The organism is Octadecabacter dasysiphoniae, assembly GCF_021532615.1.
GTDB lineage: Bacteria > Pseudomonadota > Alphaproteobacteria > Rhodobacterales > Rhodobacteraceae > Octadecabacter > Octadecabacter dasysiphoniae.
Map to the genome: position 1 here is coordinate 68,122 of NZ_JAKGAQ010000001.1, position 17,437 is coordinate 85,558.

General features: G+C 55.4%; 16 protein-coding genes. 11 read left to right on the forward strand and 5 right to left on the reverse strand.

Translation table 11 applies throughout. The features are described 5' to 3' along the window. Window position 1 precedes the first annotated feature (1 nt). Window positions 2-322, forward strand: a complete 321-nt coding sequence (locus L0664_RS00325; protein ID WP_235223628.1) for a hypothetical protein — start codon at window positions 2-4, stop codon at window positions 320-322. 93 nt (window positions 323-415) lie between these two features. Continuing rightward, the gene (locus L0664_RS00330) at window positions 416-982 is read left to right on the forward strand and encodes a TetR/AcrR family transcriptional regulator (RefSeq protein WP_235223629.1); all 567 of its coding nucleotides are present in this window, start codon (window positions 416-418) and stop codon (window positions 980-982) included. A gap of 95 nt (window positions 983-1,077) precedes the next feature. Here the strand turns inward: L0664_RS00330 and L0664_RS00335 are convergent, their stop codons facing one another. Continuing rightward, entirely contained in the window at window positions 1,078-2,109 is a 1,032-nt protein-coding gene (locus tag L0664_RS00335; protein ID WP_235223630.1) for a substrate-binding domain-containing protein, read from the reverse strand. An 88-nt stretch (window positions 2,110-2,197) separates the two neighbouring features. Between L0664_RS00335 and L0664_RS00340 the strand changes: the two genes are divergently transcribed. The 5 genes from L0664_RS00340 to L0664_RS00360 all read left to right on the forward strand — a co-directional run bounded on the left by L0664_RS00340 (window position 2,198) and on the right by L0664_RS00360 (window position 8,147). Beyond that, the gene (locus L0664_RS00340; protein WP_235223631.1) at window positions 2,198-3,709 is read left to right on the forward strand and encodes a tripartite tricarboxylate transporter permease; all 1,512 of its coding nucleotides are present in this window, start codon (window positions 2,198-2,200) and stop codon (window positions 3,707-3,709) included. Further along, window positions 3,706-4,170: a tripartite tricarboxylate transporter TctB family protein gene (locus tag L0664_RS00345; protein ID WP_235223632.1), complete on the forward strand. Its 465-nt coding sequence runs from the start codon at window positions 3,706-3,708 to the stop codon at window positions 4,168-4,170. Before L0664_RS00340 ends, L0664_RS00345 begins: the two co-directional genes overlap by 4 nt. A 45-nt stretch (window positions 4,171-4,215) precedes the next feature. Then, window positions 4,216-5,184, forward strand: coding sequence for a tripartite tricarboxylate transporter substrate binding protein (locus L0664_RS00350; RefSeq protein ID WP_235223633.1), 969 nt, complete (start codon window positions 4,216-4,218; stop codon window positions 5,182-5,184). 63 nt (window positions 5,185-5,247) lie between these two features. After that, a complete protein-coding gene (gene sauS / locus L0664_RS00355) occupies window positions 5,248-6,663 on the forward strand; it encodes an acylating sulfoacetaldehyde dehydrogenase (RefSeq protein WP_235223634.1) in 1,416 nt (471 codons plus the stop codon). Further along, a complete protein-coding gene (locus L0664_RS00360; RefSeq protein WP_235223635.1) occupies window positions 6,660-8,147 on the forward strand; it encodes an AMP-binding protein in 1,488 nt (495 codons plus the stop codon). Before sauS ends, L0664_RS00360 begins: the two co-directional genes overlap by 4 nt. A gap of 16 nt (window positions 8,148-8,163) precedes the next feature. Here the strand turns inward: L0664_RS00360 and L0664_RS00365 are convergent, their stop codons facing one another. The 4 genes from L0664_RS00365 to L0664_RS00380 all read right to left on the reverse strand — a co-directional run bounded on the left by L0664_RS00365 (window position 8,164) and on the right by L0664_RS00380 (window position 11,737). Further along, the gene (locus L0664_RS00365; RefSeq protein ID WP_235223636.1) at window positions 8,164-9,462 is read right to left on the reverse strand and encodes a TRAP transporter large permease; all 1,299 of its coding nucleotides are present in this window, start codon (window positions 9,460-9,462) and stop codon (window positions 8,164-8,166) included. Window position 9,463: 1 nt separating this feature from the next. Then, window positions 9,464-9,994: a TRAP transporter small permease gene (locus tag L0664_RS00370; protein ID WP_235223637.1), complete on the reverse strand. Its 531-nt coding sequence runs from the start codon at window positions 9,992-9,994 to the stop codon at window positions 9,464-9,466. An 87-nt stretch (window positions 9,995-10,081) separates the two neighbouring features. Continuing rightward, window positions 10,082-11,065 carry a TRAP transporter substrate-binding protein gene (locus tag L0664_RS00375; RefSeq protein ID WP_235223638.1) on the reverse strand — a complete coding sequence of 328 codons (984 nt, stop codon included), beginning with the start codon at window positions 11,063-11,065 and terminating at the stop codon, window positions 10,082-10,084. A 153-nt stretch (window positions 11,066-11,218) separates the two neighbouring features. Continuing rightward, the gene (locus tag L0664_RS00380) at window positions 11,219-11,737 is read right to left on the reverse strand and encodes a redoxin domain-containing protein (RefSeq protein WP_235223639.1); all 519 of its coding nucleotides are present in this window, start codon (window positions 11,735-11,737) and stop codon (window positions 11,219-11,221) included. A 93-nt stretch (window positions 11,738-11,830) separates the two neighbouring features. Here L0664_RS00380 and uxaC point away from each other — a divergent pair, with 93 nt between their 5' ends. The 4 genes from uxaC to L0664_RS00400 all read left to right on the forward strand — a co-directional run bounded on the left by uxaC (window position 11,831) and on the right by L0664_RS00400 (window position 17,430). Then, window positions 11,831-13,237, forward strand: coding sequence for a glucuronate isomerase (uxaC, locus tag L0664_RS00385; RefSeq protein ID WP_235223640.1), 1,407 nt, complete (start codon window positions 11,831-11,833; stop codon window positions 13,235-13,237). Next, on the forward strand, window positions 13,234-14,655 hold the full coding sequence (locus L0664_RS00390) for a mannitol dehydrogenase family protein (RefSeq protein ID WP_235223641.1): 1,422 nt from the start codon (window positions 13,234-13,236) through the stop codon (window positions 14,653-14,655). Before uxaC ends, L0664_RS00390 begins: the two co-directional genes overlap by 4 nt. A gap of 365 nt (window positions 14,656-15,020) precedes the next feature. Next, window positions 15,021-16,316 (forward strand): ABC transporter substrate-binding protein, encoded by a 1,296-nt coding sequence (locus L0664_RS00395; RefSeq protein ID WP_235223642.1) that lies wholly within the window; start codon window positions 15,021-15,023, stop codon window positions 16,314-16,316. A 238-nt stretch (window positions 16,317-16,554) separates the two neighbouring features. Next, a complete protein-coding gene (locus tag L0664_RS00400) occupies window positions 16,555-17,430 on the forward strand; it encodes a carbohydrate ABC transporter permease (RefSeq protein WP_418888003.1) in 876 nt (291 codons plus the stop codon). The last annotated feature ends 7 nt before the right edge of the window (window positions 17,431-17,437 follow it).

Below are 17,437 nucleotides of genomic sequence, written 5' to 3' on the forward strand. Positions count from 1 at the left end.
CATGGGAACCGGAATAGCAGGGGCGCTGCTCGTATTCACAGGTGTCTGGCATTCGATCGAATGGATGATGGGCGGGCGCAACAAAGACACCTTGGGGCGTCTGCTGCCGTTCGGCATTATCTATTTGGTGCTGGGATGCCTCATTGTGACGCTAACGGGGGGACCTCCGGTTCTGATCGCAGCGATCTTATTTGCGGCTACCGGGGCGATCGGGGCGTTTGCGACACGGACCACGACGCAGGTGCGTTCATGGGTGGTTTGGTCGTTCATTGTGATTGATATCGCGATCATTGCCTGCCTGCTTACGGCGTTCATATCCTGATGTGGTCACAGCCCACTGGTGCTGCTACCTTTCTAAAACAATTAAAGCTCCCTATAAGGTTCCGCTAACGGAGAGTTTGACGAAATGCCGCAAATGAGTACGCGTGAAATCTCAATCGCACAGGCTGCGATCCACGTTTACACTCAAAAAGGTATTCGGCGGACGACCATGGCGGATGTGGCCAAGGCCGCGAATGTCACTCGCCAAACAGTCTACAATGCGTTTTCAAATACTGACGGTGTCTTGCGGGCCGCCATCCGCTTGTTCATTTCGCAGCAGTGGCAAAAGGTATGCGTCGGCTGGGAAAAGGCTGCCGGCCTTGATGAAAAGCTCGATATTTTGTTCCTGCATTTTGCAATCGAAACGTGGGAATACATAAAGCTGTCTGACGCGACTGCCGACCTTGTTGATGGATATAATTCGGTTGGCCGCAATGAAATTGAACAGGCCAAAGACGGATTTCGCGGTGACATCGCCGCCTTGTTTGAGGACGCGCGTGATACCCTTAAGGTGCGGGGATCAAGCCCCGAAGCACTGTCCGATTTTATCAGCATGTCGATCGAAGGTATCAAATTCAACAGCAATACCCGTGCGGATTTAGACCGTGGCATAGCGACGTTAAAAGGGTCAGTTCTGGCCTTATCCGGCTTGGCCGAGTGAGGTTTGTGCCTGATTGGCAAACATCCGCGCACTTATGGTTCCCGTCACACGAAAGAAGATAAATGCGATGGCGGCCAACTGGACGCCAGCAGCTTTTACGCATCCATCAAAGGCTTGCTTGATGACCTAATCATGAGGGTTGGTTTGCAATGGAGGCCGACTGTTTCAGATCCGGTATTGATGATGGCCGAAGACAACGCAAGACCCGCTTCGCGTCCGATCCTTTTGGCCGGAATTCTGACGGTGGTCAGCGCGGGTTCAATCTCTGCCGATCCTTTGAAATCCCCGATGCCAGTGATTGAGATATCATCTGGCACGGTCAGCCCTGCAGCAGCAGCACCATAAAGAGCGCCCGTCGCGAGGATATCGTTGCCACAAATAATCGCTGTGGGCCGTTTTGAACGCGCAAGTAAATCGACTGTGTCGCGTTTGGAATCTGAAATGCTGTAGACTGTCGTCAGTTGCCAATGATCCGGAACCGCGACGCCCGCATCCGCCAATGTCTTGGTCACCGCCAACAGACGTGCCTGCGCGCGATCATTTCCGCAGGTTGGGGGGAACATGCAGGCGATATCACGATGACCTTGCGACAAAAGGTGTTCGGCAATCATAGACCCCGCAGACGTGTTGTCAGATCCGATGCTGGGGTAATGCGCATCGTCTGAATAATTCCACATCAAAATGGACGGAATGGATTGGCTGTCGATCAGTTTGAACACGGCCTCGTCGTGATCAAGCCCCGTCAACACAATGCCGTCGACGCGGTGTTCCAGCATCTTGCGCAGAATTGCATATTCGCGTTGCTGGTCGTACCCGTGTGACGCCAAAAGGATGGTAAAGCCGTGTTCAGCAACGGTATCTGAAAATGATTGGACGACCTCGGCAAAGATGGCGTGGTCCAGCGTGGGCACGATCACCCCGATGGTCCCGCTGCGGATGCCATGGATGGTTTGGGCGGCGCGATTGCGGATATAGCCCTGTTTGCGCACCGCAGTTTCGATTCTGCGCCGCGTCACCAGTTTCACCAGTTCGGGATGGTTGAAATATCGCGACACCGTGGACGCAGACACGCCCGCCGCCTTGGCGACAGAGATAATATCGACCTGATTTTGTTTTGGATCAGACACTTAATTCTCATTTATGAAAACATTTGCAAAACTATTTTCATTGTTTAGCGTCAAACATCAACTGCAAAGGTGAGGAGGCCCGAGGCACTTGGAATTCCTGTTCTACATGGGCGATGTGTTCACCCCGATTAATTTCGGGCTGCTGTTGCTGGGCACGATCGGAGGCTTGATCCTTGGTGCGACACCGGGTTTGTCCCCGACAATGACGGTCGCCTTGATGATCCCGTTCACCTTCAAATTGGAACCTCAACAAGGTCTGATCCTGCTGGGTGCTGCCTATACGTCTACCGTTGCGGGCGGGGCAGTCAGTGCCATCTTGTTAAAAATTCCGGGCGCGCCCGCCAACATCGCCACGACGCTGGACGGGCACACGATGGCGCAGAACGGCCAAGGCGCGAAGGCGCTGCAATTGTCTTTTATTGCGTCGGCAATCGGTGGCCTATTTGGTGTGTTCCTTCTGATCTTCCTCACGCCCGTTCTTGCTACATGGGCGCTGGCGTTCGGTCCGTCGGAGCTGTTCTGGCTCGCTATTCTGGGCGTCACGGTTATCGGGACGCTGGACTCAAGCTCGGTTGTTAAGGGGTTGTTGTCGGGTTGTATCGGTTTGTGGCTGGCGACAATCGGGTTTGACGATATCATGGGCGCGCAGCGGTTCATCTTTCACCCTGCGTTGGGCGGCGGGATTAACGTGATCCCCGCGCTGATCGGTCTGTTTGCGATACCTCAGGTCATTTCGATGTTCGCCAAAGGCCGCGCCAATGTGGACGCCGAAATCATAACCGTGCAACGCCACCCCATCGGCGCTGCCTTCCGAGAGATATTTAACCGCAAACGCGCGCTGGGCATCGGCACCGCCGTCGGTTCTATCATCGGGCTAATCCCCGGTGTGGGCGGACAGATCGCGGGCCTCGTCGCCTATGATCAATCCAAAAAGATGAGCCCCGAGGCCGATAAATTCGGCACCGGCCATCCCGAAGGTGTCATCGCCGCCGAAAGCGCGAACAACGCCATGGTCGGACCGTCGCTTGTTCCGCTGCTGACGCTGTCGATCCCCGGATCTCCCACCGCTGCCGTCCTGCTGGGTGGTCTGTTGATCCATGGCATTTTCCCGGGTCCGGCGCTGTTCACGCAATACCCGCAGGTCGTGTGGCCGTTCATCAACTCCATGCTGATCGGGCAAATCCTTATGTGTGTCTTCGGCCTGATGATCGCTGGTTGGGCCGCCAACGTCGCCCGCGTGCCGCGCGCTGTGATGGCCGCAGTCGTCCTAGGGTTGGCGGTATTCGGCAGCTATTCGGTGCAAAACTCCATGGGGGATGTTTACGTCATGGCATCGCTTGGTTTGGCCATGCATTTCCTTGAACGCTTCGGATTTTCTGCCGCCCCACTGGTGTTGGGCCTGATTCTCGGACCGATCGCAGAAGCCAACTTTATGCAGGGCGCGATGATCGCCAATGCGACAGTGGGCCAAATGACCTACTTCTTTACCGGCTGGCTCAACTGGCTACTGATCGTGATCGTCATCGCCTCAATCAGCTATTCGGTCTGGATGGAACTGCGCCAGCGCCGCTACACCACAAAAGAGGACGCAAGCGCATGAGCGATCTTCCCCGCACCCAACACATCATCGCCTCGGGCGCGATTGCGGCCATTGGTATGACGGTGGCCTACATCAGCTATACTCAGGAACCAGCAGGTGCGTTCGTCTTTCCACGTCTGATTGCGACGGTGTTTGCAGTGCTGGCGATCTGGACGTTCGCGAAGGCCGTGCTTGGGCGGACCAAAGTTGGCCAAGGCCTGAGCGGGTCTGACATGCGCAATCTGCTGCCCGGCCTTATCGTCACATTGGTTTACGCGTTCTGGGCGGCCAAGGAGCTGGGGTTTTATACGGCCACCACAATCGCCTTTTTCATACTACTTACCCTCTATGATCCCGCGCCGCACAACGCGCCAAAAACATGGATCAAACGGGTCTTAATCACTGCCGGATTTATGGCGGTCATGTACGGTCTCTTTGCGATGTTGCTTAACGTATTCACACCGAGAGAGATTTTTTCCTAAAGCTGCGGGAGGCGGTTTTGGGGTCTAAACCTAGGGAGAACTAAAATGAAAAAATGGATTGCAGGCGCGGTGATCGCGCTAACGGCGATGACAGGTACGGCGATGGCCGAAGGCCACGGAGATTACCCCGAACGCCCGATCATGATGATGGTCAGCTATGGCGCCGGTGGGGCCACAGATTTTCAGGCCCGCATCGTAACGATGACAGCTGGCAACGAAGACGCGCTGAACATGCCTGTCGCCATCCTGAACAAGTCCGGCGCCGGTGGCCGCGTGGGTTGGAACTGGCTTGCCACGCAGGCTGATGCGGACGGCTATACATTGGGCGCGTACAACGTGCCCCACTTTATCGCGCAGTCCATCGAGGGCGGCGTGTCCTATTCCACCGACAGCTTTGAACCCATCGCCAATTGGGGTGCAGACCCTGCGGTGTTTGTTGTGGGTGCGGACAGCGAATTTAACTCCATGGAAGACGTGATCGCATATGCGACGGCTAATCCTGGCGGTCTGACATTCTCTGGCGCTGGCCTGTTCGTGGGTCACCACATCGCAGCCCTTCAGCTTGAAAAAGCCGCAGGTGTACAGCTCGCCTATATCCCCAATAACGCTGGTGGTGCCGGTGCCATGCGCGCTGTGATCGCGGGCGAAGTTCTGGGCGGCGTGAACAATCTGTCCGATGCATTCCGTGCACGTGAAGCAGGGACCGTCAAAATCCTCGGCGTGTTTGACGTGGAGCGCAATTCCTTCATCGATGACGTTCCAACAATGATGGAACAGGGCTATGAGATCGACAATGCCTCCGTGAACTACCGCGGTGTCATGGTGCCAGCAGGTACGCCACAGCCGATCATTGACCATCTTGCAGCAATCGTTCCGACAATGTTCGAAAATGGTCGCGTTGCGTCCCGCATGGAAGCAGGTGGGTCGCCAATGCACATCATGAACCGTGATGAGGTTCTTGAAATGTGGGCACAGCGCCAAGTGACCCTTGAGGCTCTTTTGGCCGACCTCTAAGCGCAAAGAATCCGCACTCGGGCGGGGCCGCATCTGTGGCCCCGTCAAACCAAAGGAATGAATATGACCACCGCCGATCCCATCGCTGCCGACATCGCAGACGTCGAAACAATTGTCGCACGCGCCCGCGTGGCCCAAGCCGCGTTTGAATCCGGTGGATCGCAGGAAAAATACGACCGCGCTGCGCAGGCTGTCGCCTGGGCGATCATGGAACCCGCCCGCAACAAACACCTCGCTGAATTGGCCGTTGAAACGACAGGCCTTGGCAATGTGGCCGACAAGATCACCAAGAACCACCGCAAGACGCTGGGGCTGATGCGCGATATCGCAGATGCCGCCACCTTTGGCATTATCAGCGATGATCCCGTAACCGGCATCACCGAAATCGCCCGCCCCATCGGTGTGATTGGCGCCGTCGTGCCCTCAACCAACCCCGGTGCAACCCCCGCCAACAACATCATCAACGCGCTGAAATGCGGCAACGCCATCATCGTGTCGCCGTCCCCCAAAGGCGTGCCCACGTGTGAGGCGTTGTTGGGTTACATCTATGCGGAATTCGACAAGCTGGGCCTTGATCATGACCTTGTTCAAATGGTCCCGGGGCGTGGATCAAAGGAAAAGACACAACGCCTGTTAGAGGTTTCCGATTTGATCGTCGTGACGGGCAGCCAGAACAACGTGAAACGCGCATACACGAGCGGCACGCCTGCCTTGGCTGTGGGCGCGGGTAATGTCTGTGTGATCATTGATGAAACCGCCGATCTAGAAGCGGCCGCACAGAAAATCGCGGCGTCCAAGACGTTTGACAACGCTACGTCGTGCAGCTCGGAAAATTCTATCGTCGTGGTTGATGAAATTTATGATGCGTTCGTGGCTGAAATGGCCAAAACAGGCGGCGCATTGATCACCGATGACAGTAAGATCACCAGCACCCTTTGGGTCAAAGGCCATCTGAACCCCCGCGCCATTGCCCGCGACGCCAGCGAGATGATTGAGGCGCTCGGCCTCACGGACGAAGTTCCCGCCGACACGCAATATATCGCGGTCGAAACCAAAGGCATCGGGCCTGAATTCCCGTTGTCTGGTGAAAAACTCAGCCGCGTTCTTACCGTTTACCGCGCCCGCGATTTCGATGCGGCAGTCGGTATCACTCGTAAGATCCAACTGCACCAAGGGGCAGGCCATTCGGTTGGCATCCACACCGCCGATGATACCCGCCCGCTGACGCTGGCCACGTCGATCCCGACCAGCCGCGTGATCGTCAATCAAGCGCATACTTTCGCCACGGGCGGCGCGTTCAACAACGGAATGCCGTTTTCGCTGTCCATGGGGTGCGGGTCGTGGGGGGGCAATTCCATCGATGATAATCTGCATTGGAAACACTTTATCCAAAGCACCAAAATCGTGCGTGAAATCCCGCCACGCGAACCCAGCCTAGAAGACATCTTTGGCGATTATTGGGGCCAAGTCGGTAAATGATCTTTGATCCCGCATCCCCACCCGAAGGCACCGTGCGTGACTGGCTCAACGCGCGAGCAGACGGGACGGGCACGGCGGTCGTATTCCCCGACACCGGTGAGGTGCTTACATGGGTGACCCTGCGCGATGAGGCGCGCACAATCGCGCGCAAAATGTCCGGCTTGGGCATCGCAAAAGGTGAAAGCGTTGCGATCATTCATCCCAACGGGCGCGAGGGTCTGATTGCAACTTATGCCACGCTTTACGGCGGATTTCGCGCGACGATGATCAATCTGGCGGCGGGGCCTGATGCGATTTCTTACGCGCTGGACCATTCTGGCGCGCGGTTTGCCTTCGTGCATCCCAACCAAAGACAAGCCTTTACTGAAACCGCGCCTGACGGCGTTGCTGAACTGCGGCCCGTCGATCTTACAAATGAAGCTGAGCTGCATGACATCGCCGAAGATGATCATGCGCTGTTAATGTATACATCGGGCACAACAGGAAAACCCAAGGGTGTCGTGCATAGCCATGCCAGCCTGTTGGCCGGGGGCTGGACCACTGCCGTTGCGCATGCGCTTACCGCGCAAGATCGTGGGTTTTGCGTCTTGCCGATCTATCACATCAACGGGCTGTGCGTGACAGTCATGAGCGCTTTGGTGTCTGGCGGATCATTGGCTATGGTGACCAAGTTCTCGGCCAGTAATTTCTGGGGCCAAATTGAAACGGGGCAGGCCACTTGGTTTTCCGTTGTCCCGACGATCATCAGTCATCTGCTTCATGGTGCGATCGACCCTGCGGACACTGCACGCGCGCGATTGCGGTTCGGGCGTTCTGCATCATCGGCTTTGGCTGTAGAAACACAGACTGCATTCGAAACCCGTTTTGGTGTGCCGATCATTGAAACGATGGGTCTGACCGAAACCGCTGCGCAAATTCTGTCCAATCCCTTGCCACCCGGTGTGCGCAAGATCGGATCACCGGGGATTGGTTTTGGCAATGAAGTGCGGATTCTAACGGCGGACCTGACCGAGGCGCCACGTGGGTCCGAAGGCGAAATTGCAGTTCGCGGCCCCAATGTCATGCGCGAATACCTCCATAATCCAGATGCGACAGCGGTCACGTTCGCGGGGGAATGGCTGCGCACCGGCGATTTGGGGCGGATGGATGATGACGGTTATGTCTTCGTGACCGGCCGTCTGAAAGAACTGATCATCAAAGGCGGCGAGAACATCGCCCCGCGCGAAATTGACGAAGTGCTGTACAGCCACAACGACATCGTTGAGGCCGCAGCCTTTGCTCGTCCCTGTGCGCAATACGGTGAACGGGTCGAAGCAGCGGTCGCAATTCGCGACGGATCAACGCTGGCCGAGGCTGATCTTTTGTCATTGTGCGTCAAACGGCTTGGCGCGTTCAAATCGCCTGAGCGGGTTCATTTCATGGCTGAATTGCCCAAAGGTCCGTCAGGCAAAATCCAACGGCTGAAGCTGGCAGAGATCGTTTAGGCGACCCCGTAAACCCCTACCAGAATTTCAGAACCGACAGATCCACAGATGGCAACCACAACGACACGGCAGGCACATACGTGACAAGGATCAACGCACCAAGGATCGCCAAATAGAACGGCCAGATGGATTTCAGCGCCTCTTCGATTTTGATTTTACCCACAGCACAGCCAACGAACAGACAGGTTCCGACAGGTGGTGTGCACAGGCCAAGGCCAAGGTTCATCAACATCATGATGCCGAATTGTGTTGGGTCCATGCCAAGCCCCTTGGCGATAGGCAGGAAGATCGGTGTGCAAATCAGGATCAACGCGGCCATATCCATGATCATTCCCAGGATCAGCAAGATCACATTGATCATCAGCAGGATAATGATCGGATTGTCCGAAATCGTAACCAAAGCATCGCTAAGACGCGCGGGCACTTGATACAGGGCAAGCAGATAGGCGAATGAACTGGCGAACGCGATGAGGATCATGACCATCGACGTCGTACGCACAGTTCCCGTGACGGCGAGGATAAAGGATTTCCATGTCAGGCTGCGGTAATAGAACGTGGTCAACAGGATCGCATAGATCGCGCCGAACGCACCGGATTCTGTCACAGTAAAGACACCGGACAGGGTGCCGCCAACGATGATCACAGCCGTCAAAAAACCAGGGATCGCATCCGCCGCACTGCGGCCGACCTCACCCCAACCGGGGAACGGTTCAGCCGGGTAATTATGTTTGATCGACAAGACATAGGCCGCAATCGCAAGGCTGGCGCACATGATCATCCCGGGAATGACACCTGCAAGAAACAGTTTGGAAACAGACAAACCACCACCAGCGGCCACGGCAAAAATGATCATGTTGTGGCTAGGTGGAATGACGATGCCCGCGATTGAAGACGTCACCGTGACGTTTACCGCGAAGTCAGGGCGATACCCGCGTTCTTTCATTACGGGCACGAGGATCGAACCGAGCGCAGAAATGTCTGCGACCGCAGATCCCGAAATACCGCCAAACAGCATGGATGAGAAAATGTTCACCATCGCAAGGCCGCCTTTGAGGTGACCAACAAGCGCGGATGCCAGTTTCACCAGTCGCACCGCGATCCCGCCATGCAACATGATTTCACCGGCCAGCACGAAGAACGGAATGGCGAGCAGTGAGAACACAGATACACCAGCCGTCGCACGCTGGAACGTGATCAACATCGGAAAGCCTTCGTACCAGAACGCGGATGCGGCAGCGATGCCCATGGCAAAGGCGACGGGCATGCCGATGACAACACCGACACCGAAGACAAGCATTAGGATGGTCAGGCCCATATCAGGACTCCTGCAAATCGGGGTAAGGGGTCCATTGCGTGAACGTCGCAAGCCGGATGATGCCGCGGGATCCCGCATGAAGAACGATCAAAACACCGCACAGCGTGATCGCCAGCGTTCGGAAACTTTCAGGAATGTTGAGCATGGGAAGATAAGAATCCCACCCAAACCGCATCAACGTGACGCCGGCCAGAACCATGATGATGCCAAACCCGGCAAGGATGAAATCAATGATCACAATGATGACCTTCTGGATGCTGATGGGCAGCATATCGCGGAACAAGGACACGCCAAGATGGGTGTCATCACGTACGCCCGCCGCAGCGCCAAGAAAGGCGATGTAGCAGATCAACAAAAGGGCAAGTTGTTCGACCCACGTTGGGGTGACGTTCAAGACGTAGCGGCCAAATACCAACCAGCCGAACGTAACAATCAAAATAACAAGGGCGACCGAGGCGGTAAAAATGCTCAACCATTGGACGGCGCCTAGAACGGTTTCGCACCGATCAATCAAGGACTTTCGACCGCTCATACTCGCCTCGTGTTTTTCTTGGGGTTGGTCGTAAGGCGGCCCGCGTTGCAAATGTACGCCGGCCGCCGGTTTGTTTGCGGCAGGGGGTTAGCCTGCGTCGCGGATCATGTTCACAAGGTCAGCAAGATCAGGGTTCGCTTCGAGGAAACCATCATAGACTGGTGCCATTGCATCCTGGAATGGGCCTTTGTCTTCGATGGTGTTCACCACTGTGCCGCCTGCCTGAACGATCTCCATGGAAGCCGCTTCACGGGCCTGCCACAACTCGCGCTGCAGATCGGCGCTCTCGCGGCCTGCTGTCATCACGATGTCCTGCTGCTCTGGTGTCAGCTTGTCCCAAGATACTTTGGACATGCACAGGCATTCAGGAATGATAAGGTGCTCTGTCAAAGAATAGAACGCCGCGACTTCGTAGTGGGATGTGGATTCATAGGAGGGCGGGTTGTTTTCCGCACCGTCCACAACGCCAGTCTGAATTGACTGGTACACTTCGGCGAATGCCATTGGCGTTGCGTTGCCATCCATGGATTCAACCATCTGAACAAACAGATCATTGCTCATCACGCGGATTTTCAGGCCTTCAACGTCAGCCGGTGTGTTGATTGGGCGAACGGAGTTGTAGAAAGAACGTGCACCGGCGTCATACCAACCCAGTGGAACGATGCCGCGCTCGATCATGCCAGCGCCGATTGCGTCGCCAACTTCGCCGTCCATCAGTTCATACATCTGTGGAATGCTGGAAAAGATGAAGGGCAGGGACACGACGTTGGTTTCTGGAACAGATGTTCCCATCGGCCCGAGGCTGAATTCACCAAAGTCGATTACGCCAAGGCGAATCTGTTCAATTGCGTCGGGCTGGCTGCCCAGAACACCGTTGTGGAACACTTTGGCGGTGAGTTCACCGTCTGTTGCTTCGGCGATTGCGTCCGCGAATGATTCCATCGCGATGGAGACGGGATAATCTTCTACGTGGATGTTCCAGCCGCGCAATTCTTGCGCTGAAACGGTGGTCGCCGCGAGGGCAAGGCAGCTGCCAAACAAGGCGCTGCGAAGTGTGATAGCTTTGGTCATTTGATCCTCCCAGATACGTTTGGTTCGAACAGGTCGACTTATCCAACGGATCGAGCCGTACCTGCCAACAAGTATACTAGTATTTTCAGTTTGACTCAGAGTCAATAAATTCAGTCCCGACACATTGCGATCACGTCAGAACAGGCGCTGATACTACACTGTGCCGCGTGCAGGGCGGTCGTTCTTCTTGTTGAAAATCATCCCATCAAGCAGTTCGGACAAGTCGGGGCGCACAGCTGGACCGTTAGAGATTGAAACGGCGATCAGGCTCCCGTTTGGGCGTAAAACGTATGTTCCCGGCTCGGCGAACCGACGATCAGTTTCGTTCGCGGATAAGGGTTCTGTCACGTAAAGGCCCAACAGGTTCATCTGCGCTTCGTTCAAATCATAACCCAAATCAAAGCCCCAACCGAATTCTTCTTGATCCGCTTGTGCCTTTTCTTGCGTGTCAGCCGACACCACCGCGATGTCAAAACCCGCCGCGGTCCAGTCGTTGCGCATGCCATCCAGAATGGTGAGGTATCTTTTACATCTTGGGCAGTGTTTCCCGCGATACACGACCAGTAAGGTCCAATTGTACTTTTGACCGCCAACAGTAATCTCGCCTCCTCCGGCGCGGGGGAAAGACATCGGCGCGATAATACTATCGGCAACGGGTTTGGGTGTTGGCATGGCTGAAATCTCCGGTCGGGCGTCAGGGAAGGGCGTGACAGCGTGGTTCACGATGACTAGGATACCAGATTACGGATTGAAAGGGAGAGCACAATGACGTTCTTAAATGAAGATCGTTTGTTCCCGGTTGAAACATCGGTGCGCGACATTGCGCGCGCACTTTACAGTGATGTACACGACCTGCCGATCATCAGCCCCCATGGCCATACAGACCCGCGATGGTTCGCGGAGAATAAACCCTTTGCCGACCCTGCCCAGTTGCTGGTTACACCGGATCACTATCTGTTTCGGATGCTGCACAGCCAAGGTATTCCGCTAGAGGCGCTGGGCGTTCCACGTGTGGACGGCGGCCCGATCGAACAAGACCCCCGCAAAATCTGGCGCCTGTTCGCAGACAATTACTATTTGTTTCGCGGAACACCGTCGCGCATCTGGGTCGATCACGCCTTACAGGATGTCTTCGGCGTGACCGAACGGTTGTCGCCGAAAACGGCGGATGAGGTTTATGATCGAATTTCAGAGTGTCTCACTCAGAACGCTTACCGACCTCGTGCATTGTTTGAAAAGTTCAACATCGAAGCGATTTCAACCACGGAAAGTGCGATAGACGATCTGCGCTGGCACGACATGATCCGCGCATCGGGTTGGGGTGGCAAAGTCGTCACCGCGTATCGCCCTGACGCCGTGATTGATCCTGAATTTGACGGCTTTGCTGACAACGTGGAAACGCTAGGCGCGCTAACGGGCGAGGACACGACAACATGGGCGGGCTACCTCGCTGCGCATCGGAACCGGCGCGCTTTTTTCAAAAGATATGGTGCTACGTCATCTGATCATGGTCACCCGACTGCTCGTACCGAGGATTTACCCGCAGACGTCGCGGCAACCCTATTCGACAAAGCCCTGTCCGGCACGTGCTCCGCAGACGAGGCGGATGTCTTTCGCGGTCATATGCTAACTGAAATGGCAAGGATGAGCCTTGATGACGGCCTTGTTCTGCAAATTCATCCCGGATCGTTTCGCAATCATTCCGATGTGATCATGGGGCGGTTTGGCCGTGACAAAGGTTACGACATCCCGACGCGCACCGACTATGTGCACGCGCTGAAGCCGCTTCTGGACGCCGTCGGGCAGGAACCGGATTTGACGATCATCGTTTTTACGTTGGATGAAACATCGATCCCGCGTGAACTCGCGCCGTTGGCGGGCGTTTACCCCGCTTTAAAACTTGGCCCGCCGTGGTGGTTTCACGACAGCGCAGAAGGCATGCGGCGGTTTCGCGAAACGGCGACAGAAACAGCAGGCTTTTATAACACGGTTGGCTTTAACGATGACACGCGCGCCTTCTGTTCTATCCCCGCGCGTCACGATGTTGCCCGCCGCATTGATTGCGGGTTTCTAGCAACCTTGATCGCGACGGGGCGGCTGGATGCGGATGAAGCACCCGAAATCGCGCATGATCTGGCCTATGGCCTCGCCAAGCAGGCGTATAAATTTTGACAGCGCCGCGCCTGAAACGCCCCGACACACCGCGCGCCCGAACGGGAATTGTGCATCTTGGCCTTGGCGCTTTTTTCCGGGCGTTCGGGTGTCCCTATATCGCGGATGCTATGACGGCATCCGCCGGTGATTGGGGCGTGATCGGTGTGTCCCTGCGCAGTGCGGACACCCGTGATGCACTGCGCGATCAGGGGTGGGCCTATACGGCGATGTCGTTGGCCCCAGATGGGAATAGTACCCGTATCATAGATGTGCTGAATGATGTGTTGGTGGCCCCCGAAAATCCAAACGCCGTATTGGATGCGATGACAGATCCGTCGGTCAGGGTTGTGACATTAACCGTGACCGAAAAGGGATACTGCCACAATCCTGCAACGGGTGCATTGAACCGCGATCACCCCGATATCCAACATGACCTCGCCCACGATATCCCCATTTCGACACTCGGGTTTTTGGTGCGGGCCTTGCAGGCGCGGATGCACGCAGGCGCGCGCCCTTTCACCGTGCTGACCTGCGATAACCTGCCGCAAAACGGACGGCTGGTACGTGGTGTGGTGCTTGAACTTGCCGAAATGATTGATCCAGAGCTTGCTCGCTGGATCAACACCCACGGGCGATTTCCCTGCACCATGGTGGACCGGATCACCCCCGCCACCACGCCAGTCGACATTGAAAAGGTCCAAGCGATCACCGGCGTCTATGACGCAGCGCCCGTGATGCATGAACCGTTTTCCCAATGGGCGATTGAGGATGATTTCGTTGACAACATGCGCCCGGACTTTGCCATCGCGGGTGCGCAGTTGGTCCGCGATGTTGGTGCGTTTGAAGATATGAAATTGCGGATGCTCAACGGGTCACATTCAGCGCTTGCGTACCTTGGGTATCTTGCGGGGCACGAAACAATTTCGGACACCGTTGCAGATCCAGTATTCGCCCGTTTCGTTCGCGCGTTGTGGGCGGAAATTATGCCAACCGTCACGGCGCCCGATGGTGTGGACTTGGGCAGTTACGCTGATGCGTTGTTTGATCGCTTCGCAAACCCCAACATCCGCCACCGCACATGGCAAATCGCGATGGACGGCAGTCAGAAGCTCCCGCAACGTCTGCTTGGAACGGTGCGTGATGCCTTTGATACGGGGCGGGCCGCGCCAATGGCGTGTCTGTCTGTCGCAGCTTGGATGCGTTACGTGTCTGGGATTGATGAAGCAGGACAACCGATTGATGTGAGAGATCCTCTTGCCGACAAGTTAAAGGCGCTGACTGACATGGCCACCTCGCCTACTGAATGTGTTGCGGCGCTACTTTCCGTGCGTGAAATCTTTCCCGCAGATTTGGCAGAACACCTGTCTGATCCTGTAACGCGGGCGGCAAACCTGATTTGGACTAAGGGATGCCGCGACGCGATCGGATCAGTCTAGCGCTGCATTGGTGCCCTGCAGTTCAGGCTGCATATGCACGTATCCGTCTCTGTTCGAAGCGCAAGGCAACGGGCAATGAGCAGCAATTTTGAAGCGAAACCACTGAGCTGGCCTAGTGGGTCCAAAACTAGGCAACAGGCGCAACAGTGATACGAAAAGTGCATGTCTGGGACAGAATCGGCCCGTCCATCGATTCGTTTTAATCAGCGAACTTTCGCGAATCCGTACACAAAACTGGGCATTTTTCTGTCAGAATGAAGATTTTGTATCTATAATTGGTCGAATTGTATTTGCGGAAGGCCGATCTAATCCGCCATTGTCGTCTGACAGAAAAATATAATCTGTGATTTCTGGGAGGAAATAACATGAAATCTTTACTGAATACGGCTCTCGGCCTGTCCATGGGCGTTGCGACTGCAACAACTGCCTTCGCGGACGGTCACGCAACTGAGCTGACGATTGCTATCGTCAACAACGGTCACATGATCAACATGCAGACTGTTGCAGAAGCATACACCGAAGAAACAGGCGTTACACTGAACTGGGTATCCCTGGAAGAAGGCGTTCTGCGCGAGCAGGTAACGTCTGACACAGCAACCGGTGGCGGCCAGTACGACATCATCAACATCGGCATGCAGGAAGCTCCAATCTGGGGTGCAGCTGGCTGGATCGAACCACTTGAGTTCAGCGCAGAGTACGACGTTGACGACATGCTGCCAGCAATGCGCAACGGTCTGTCCGCAGAAGGCGTTCTGTACGCTGCACCGTTCTACGGTGAATCGTCCATGGTTATGTACCGTTCTGACCTGACAGAAGCTGCTGGCGTATCCATCGCTGACAACGATTCTTGGGACAACGTGATGGCAGCTGCTGCTGCAATGCACGACCCAGACAACGGCGTTTACGGTGCATGTTTGCGCGGTAAGCCAGGTTGGGGCGACAACATGGCGTTCGTCACAACAATGGTTAACTCCTTTGGTGGTGCTTGGTTCGACGCTGACATGCGTCCTGCTCTGGACTCCGACGAGTGGAAAGCCGCTGTAGAATTCTACGTTGAGCTGCTGGGTACATACGGCCCTCCAGGTTCCGAAGGTAACTCCTTCAACGAAATCCTGGCTCTGTACAACGAAGGCAAGTGTGGCCTGTGGATTGACGCGACAATCGCTGCTTCTTTCCTTGAAGTAGACGGCGTTGCATACGCACAGTCTCCAAACGCTGGTAACCCGGTCGGTGCAAACTGGCTCTGGGCTTGGGCGATGGCTGTTCCAACAGGTACAGACAACACAGACGAAGCCAAAGCGTTCATCGAGTGGGCCACATCCAAGGCGTACATCGAAGCTGTCGGCAACCACCCAGACTTCGGTTGGGGTTCTGTTCCAACAGGTACACGTACATCCACATACGCGATCCCTGAATTCCAGGCAGCTGCAGCATTTGCAGACGCCGAATTGGCAGCGATTAACTCTGCGGCTCCAGAAGCCACAGACATCAAGCCATACGTAGGCGTCCAGTTCGCAGCGATCCCTGAATTCCCAGAAGTGGGTACAGCGGTTGCACAAGAAATCGCAGCGGCACTGTCCGGCGCGAAATCTGTGGACGAAGCTCTCGCAGCAGCACAGTCTGCAGCAGACGCAATCATGTCCGAAGCGGGTTACTACTAAACCCCTTTGACTGACTAATGTTGGGTCCGGCTGCGAAAGCCGGGCCCGATATTCCCAAATATTTTTCTTGATCGCTTTGCTTGTACGCGGCACGCTTTAGTTGTGCTGCTCGCTAAACGACTACCCGCTTATCGTAGTATTTCAATGAAACCCGTCTGAACAGGTGACCAGAGCTATGTCCAAAAGAACGCTCCCTCGCATCCTCCAAACGCCAGCCGTCATACTCTTGTTGATCTGGATGTTGGTTCCATTGAGCATGACGCTCTATTTCTCGTTCATCCGATATGTGTTGAACAGTAACATCCGGCCCGAATGGACGTCGCCGTCGCTCAGCAACTGGCGTGGCTTTGGTAACTACGGTTATGTATTGAAAGCAAAGGATTTTCTCTTTGCTATTCAGAACTCGGTTTTGATCGTTGGTAGTATCCTGATCATCACGGTGCTTCTGGGTCTCGCGATTGCGGTTCTGATCAATCGTAACTTCCCCGGACGTGGCATTGTACGCGTTCTGCTGATTTCGCCTTTCTTTGTTATGCCTGCGGTGAACGCGGTTTTGTGGATCAACATGATCCTTGATCCGGTGCTTGGCCTTCAGGGTCTTGCAGTTGGCGGCATCAATAACCTGATCGATGGACTGCGGGACTTCCCGGTTCTCGGCGCCTTCTTTAACCTGTGGCCAACGCTTGAACCCATTTCCTTCCGAGCCTCGCAAACGTCTGCCTACGCGGTCATCATGATGGTTGCCTGGCAATGGACACCCTTTGCGGTCCTGATCTTTATGACGTCGCTGCAATCCGAAGATGAAAGCCAAAAAGAGGCGGCGACGCTTGATGGTGCGTCCCCATGGTCGCAGTTCATCAACCTGACAGTGCCACATCTGGCCCGCCCGATTGCGATTGTGGTGATGATCCAGTCGATCTTCCACCTGTCGCTTTATGCAGAAATCGAAATCGTGAGCCGCGGTAGTGGTAACAAGAACCTTCCGTATCTCATTGGCGAATTCGCCAACAACAATATTGGTGCCGCAAGCGCCACGGGCATTTTCGCCGTAATCCTTGCCAACATCATCGCAATCTTCTTGCTGCGCATGGTTGGCAAAAGCTTGATGGACTAGGGAAAAA

What these genes read in the sequence shown, in the direction of transcription:
- L0664_RS00325 (WP_235223628.1), top strand. Translation starts at nt 2, where the DNA reads ATGGGAACCGGAATAGCAGGGGCGCTGCTCGTATTCACAGGTGTCTGG.
- L0664_RS00330 (WP_235223629.1), top strand. Translation starts at nt 416, where the DNA reads ATGAGTACGCGTGAAATCTCAATCGCACAGGCTGCGATCCACGTTTAC.
- L0664_RS00345 (WP_235223632.1), top strand. Translation starts at nt 3,706, where the DNA reads ATGAGCGATCTTCCCCGCACCCAACACATCATCGCCTCGGGCGCGATT.
- L0664_RS00350 (WP_235223633.1), top strand. Translation starts at nt 4,216, where the DNA reads ATGAAAAAATGGATTGCAGGCGCGGTGATCGCGCTAACGGCGATGACA.
- sauS (WP_235223634.1), top strand. Translation starts at nt 5,248, where the DNA reads ATGACCACCGCCGATCCCATCGCTGCCGACATCGCAGACGTCGAAACA.
- L0664_RS00360 (WP_235223635.1), top strand. Translation starts at nt 6,660, where the DNA reads ATGATCTTTGATCCCGCATCCCCACCCGAAGGCACCGTGCGTGACTGG.
- L0664_RS00365 (WP_235223636.1), bottom strand. Translation starts at nt 9,462, where the DNA reads ATGGGCCTGACCATCCTAATGCTTGTCTTCGGTGTCGGTGTTGTCATC.
- L0664_RS00370 (WP_235223637.1), bottom strand. Translation starts at nt 9,994, where the DNA reads ATGAGCGGTCGAAAGTCCTTGATTGATCGGTGCGAAACCGTTCTAGGC.
- L0664_RS00375 (WP_235223638.1), bottom strand. Translation starts at nt 11,065, where the DNA reads ATGACCAAAGCTATCACACTTCGCAGCGCCTTGTTTGGCAGCTGCCTT.
- L0664_RS00380 (WP_235223639.1), bottom strand. Translation starts at nt 11,737, where the DNA reads ATGCCAACACCCAAACCCGTTGCCGATAGTATTATCGCGCCGATGTCT.
- uxaC (WP_235223640.1), top strand. Translation starts at nt 11,831, where the DNA reads ATGACGTTCTTAAATGAAGATCGTTTGTTCCCGGTTGAAACATCGGTG.
- L0664_RS00395 (WP_235223642.1), top strand. Translation starts at nt 15,021, where the DNA reads ATGAAATCTTTACTGAATACGGCTCTCGGCCTGTCCATGGGCGTTGCG.
- L0664_RS00400 (WP_418888003.1), top strand. Translation starts at nt 16,555, where the DNA reads ATGTTGGTTCCATTGAGCATGACGCTCTATTTCTCGTTCATCCGATAT.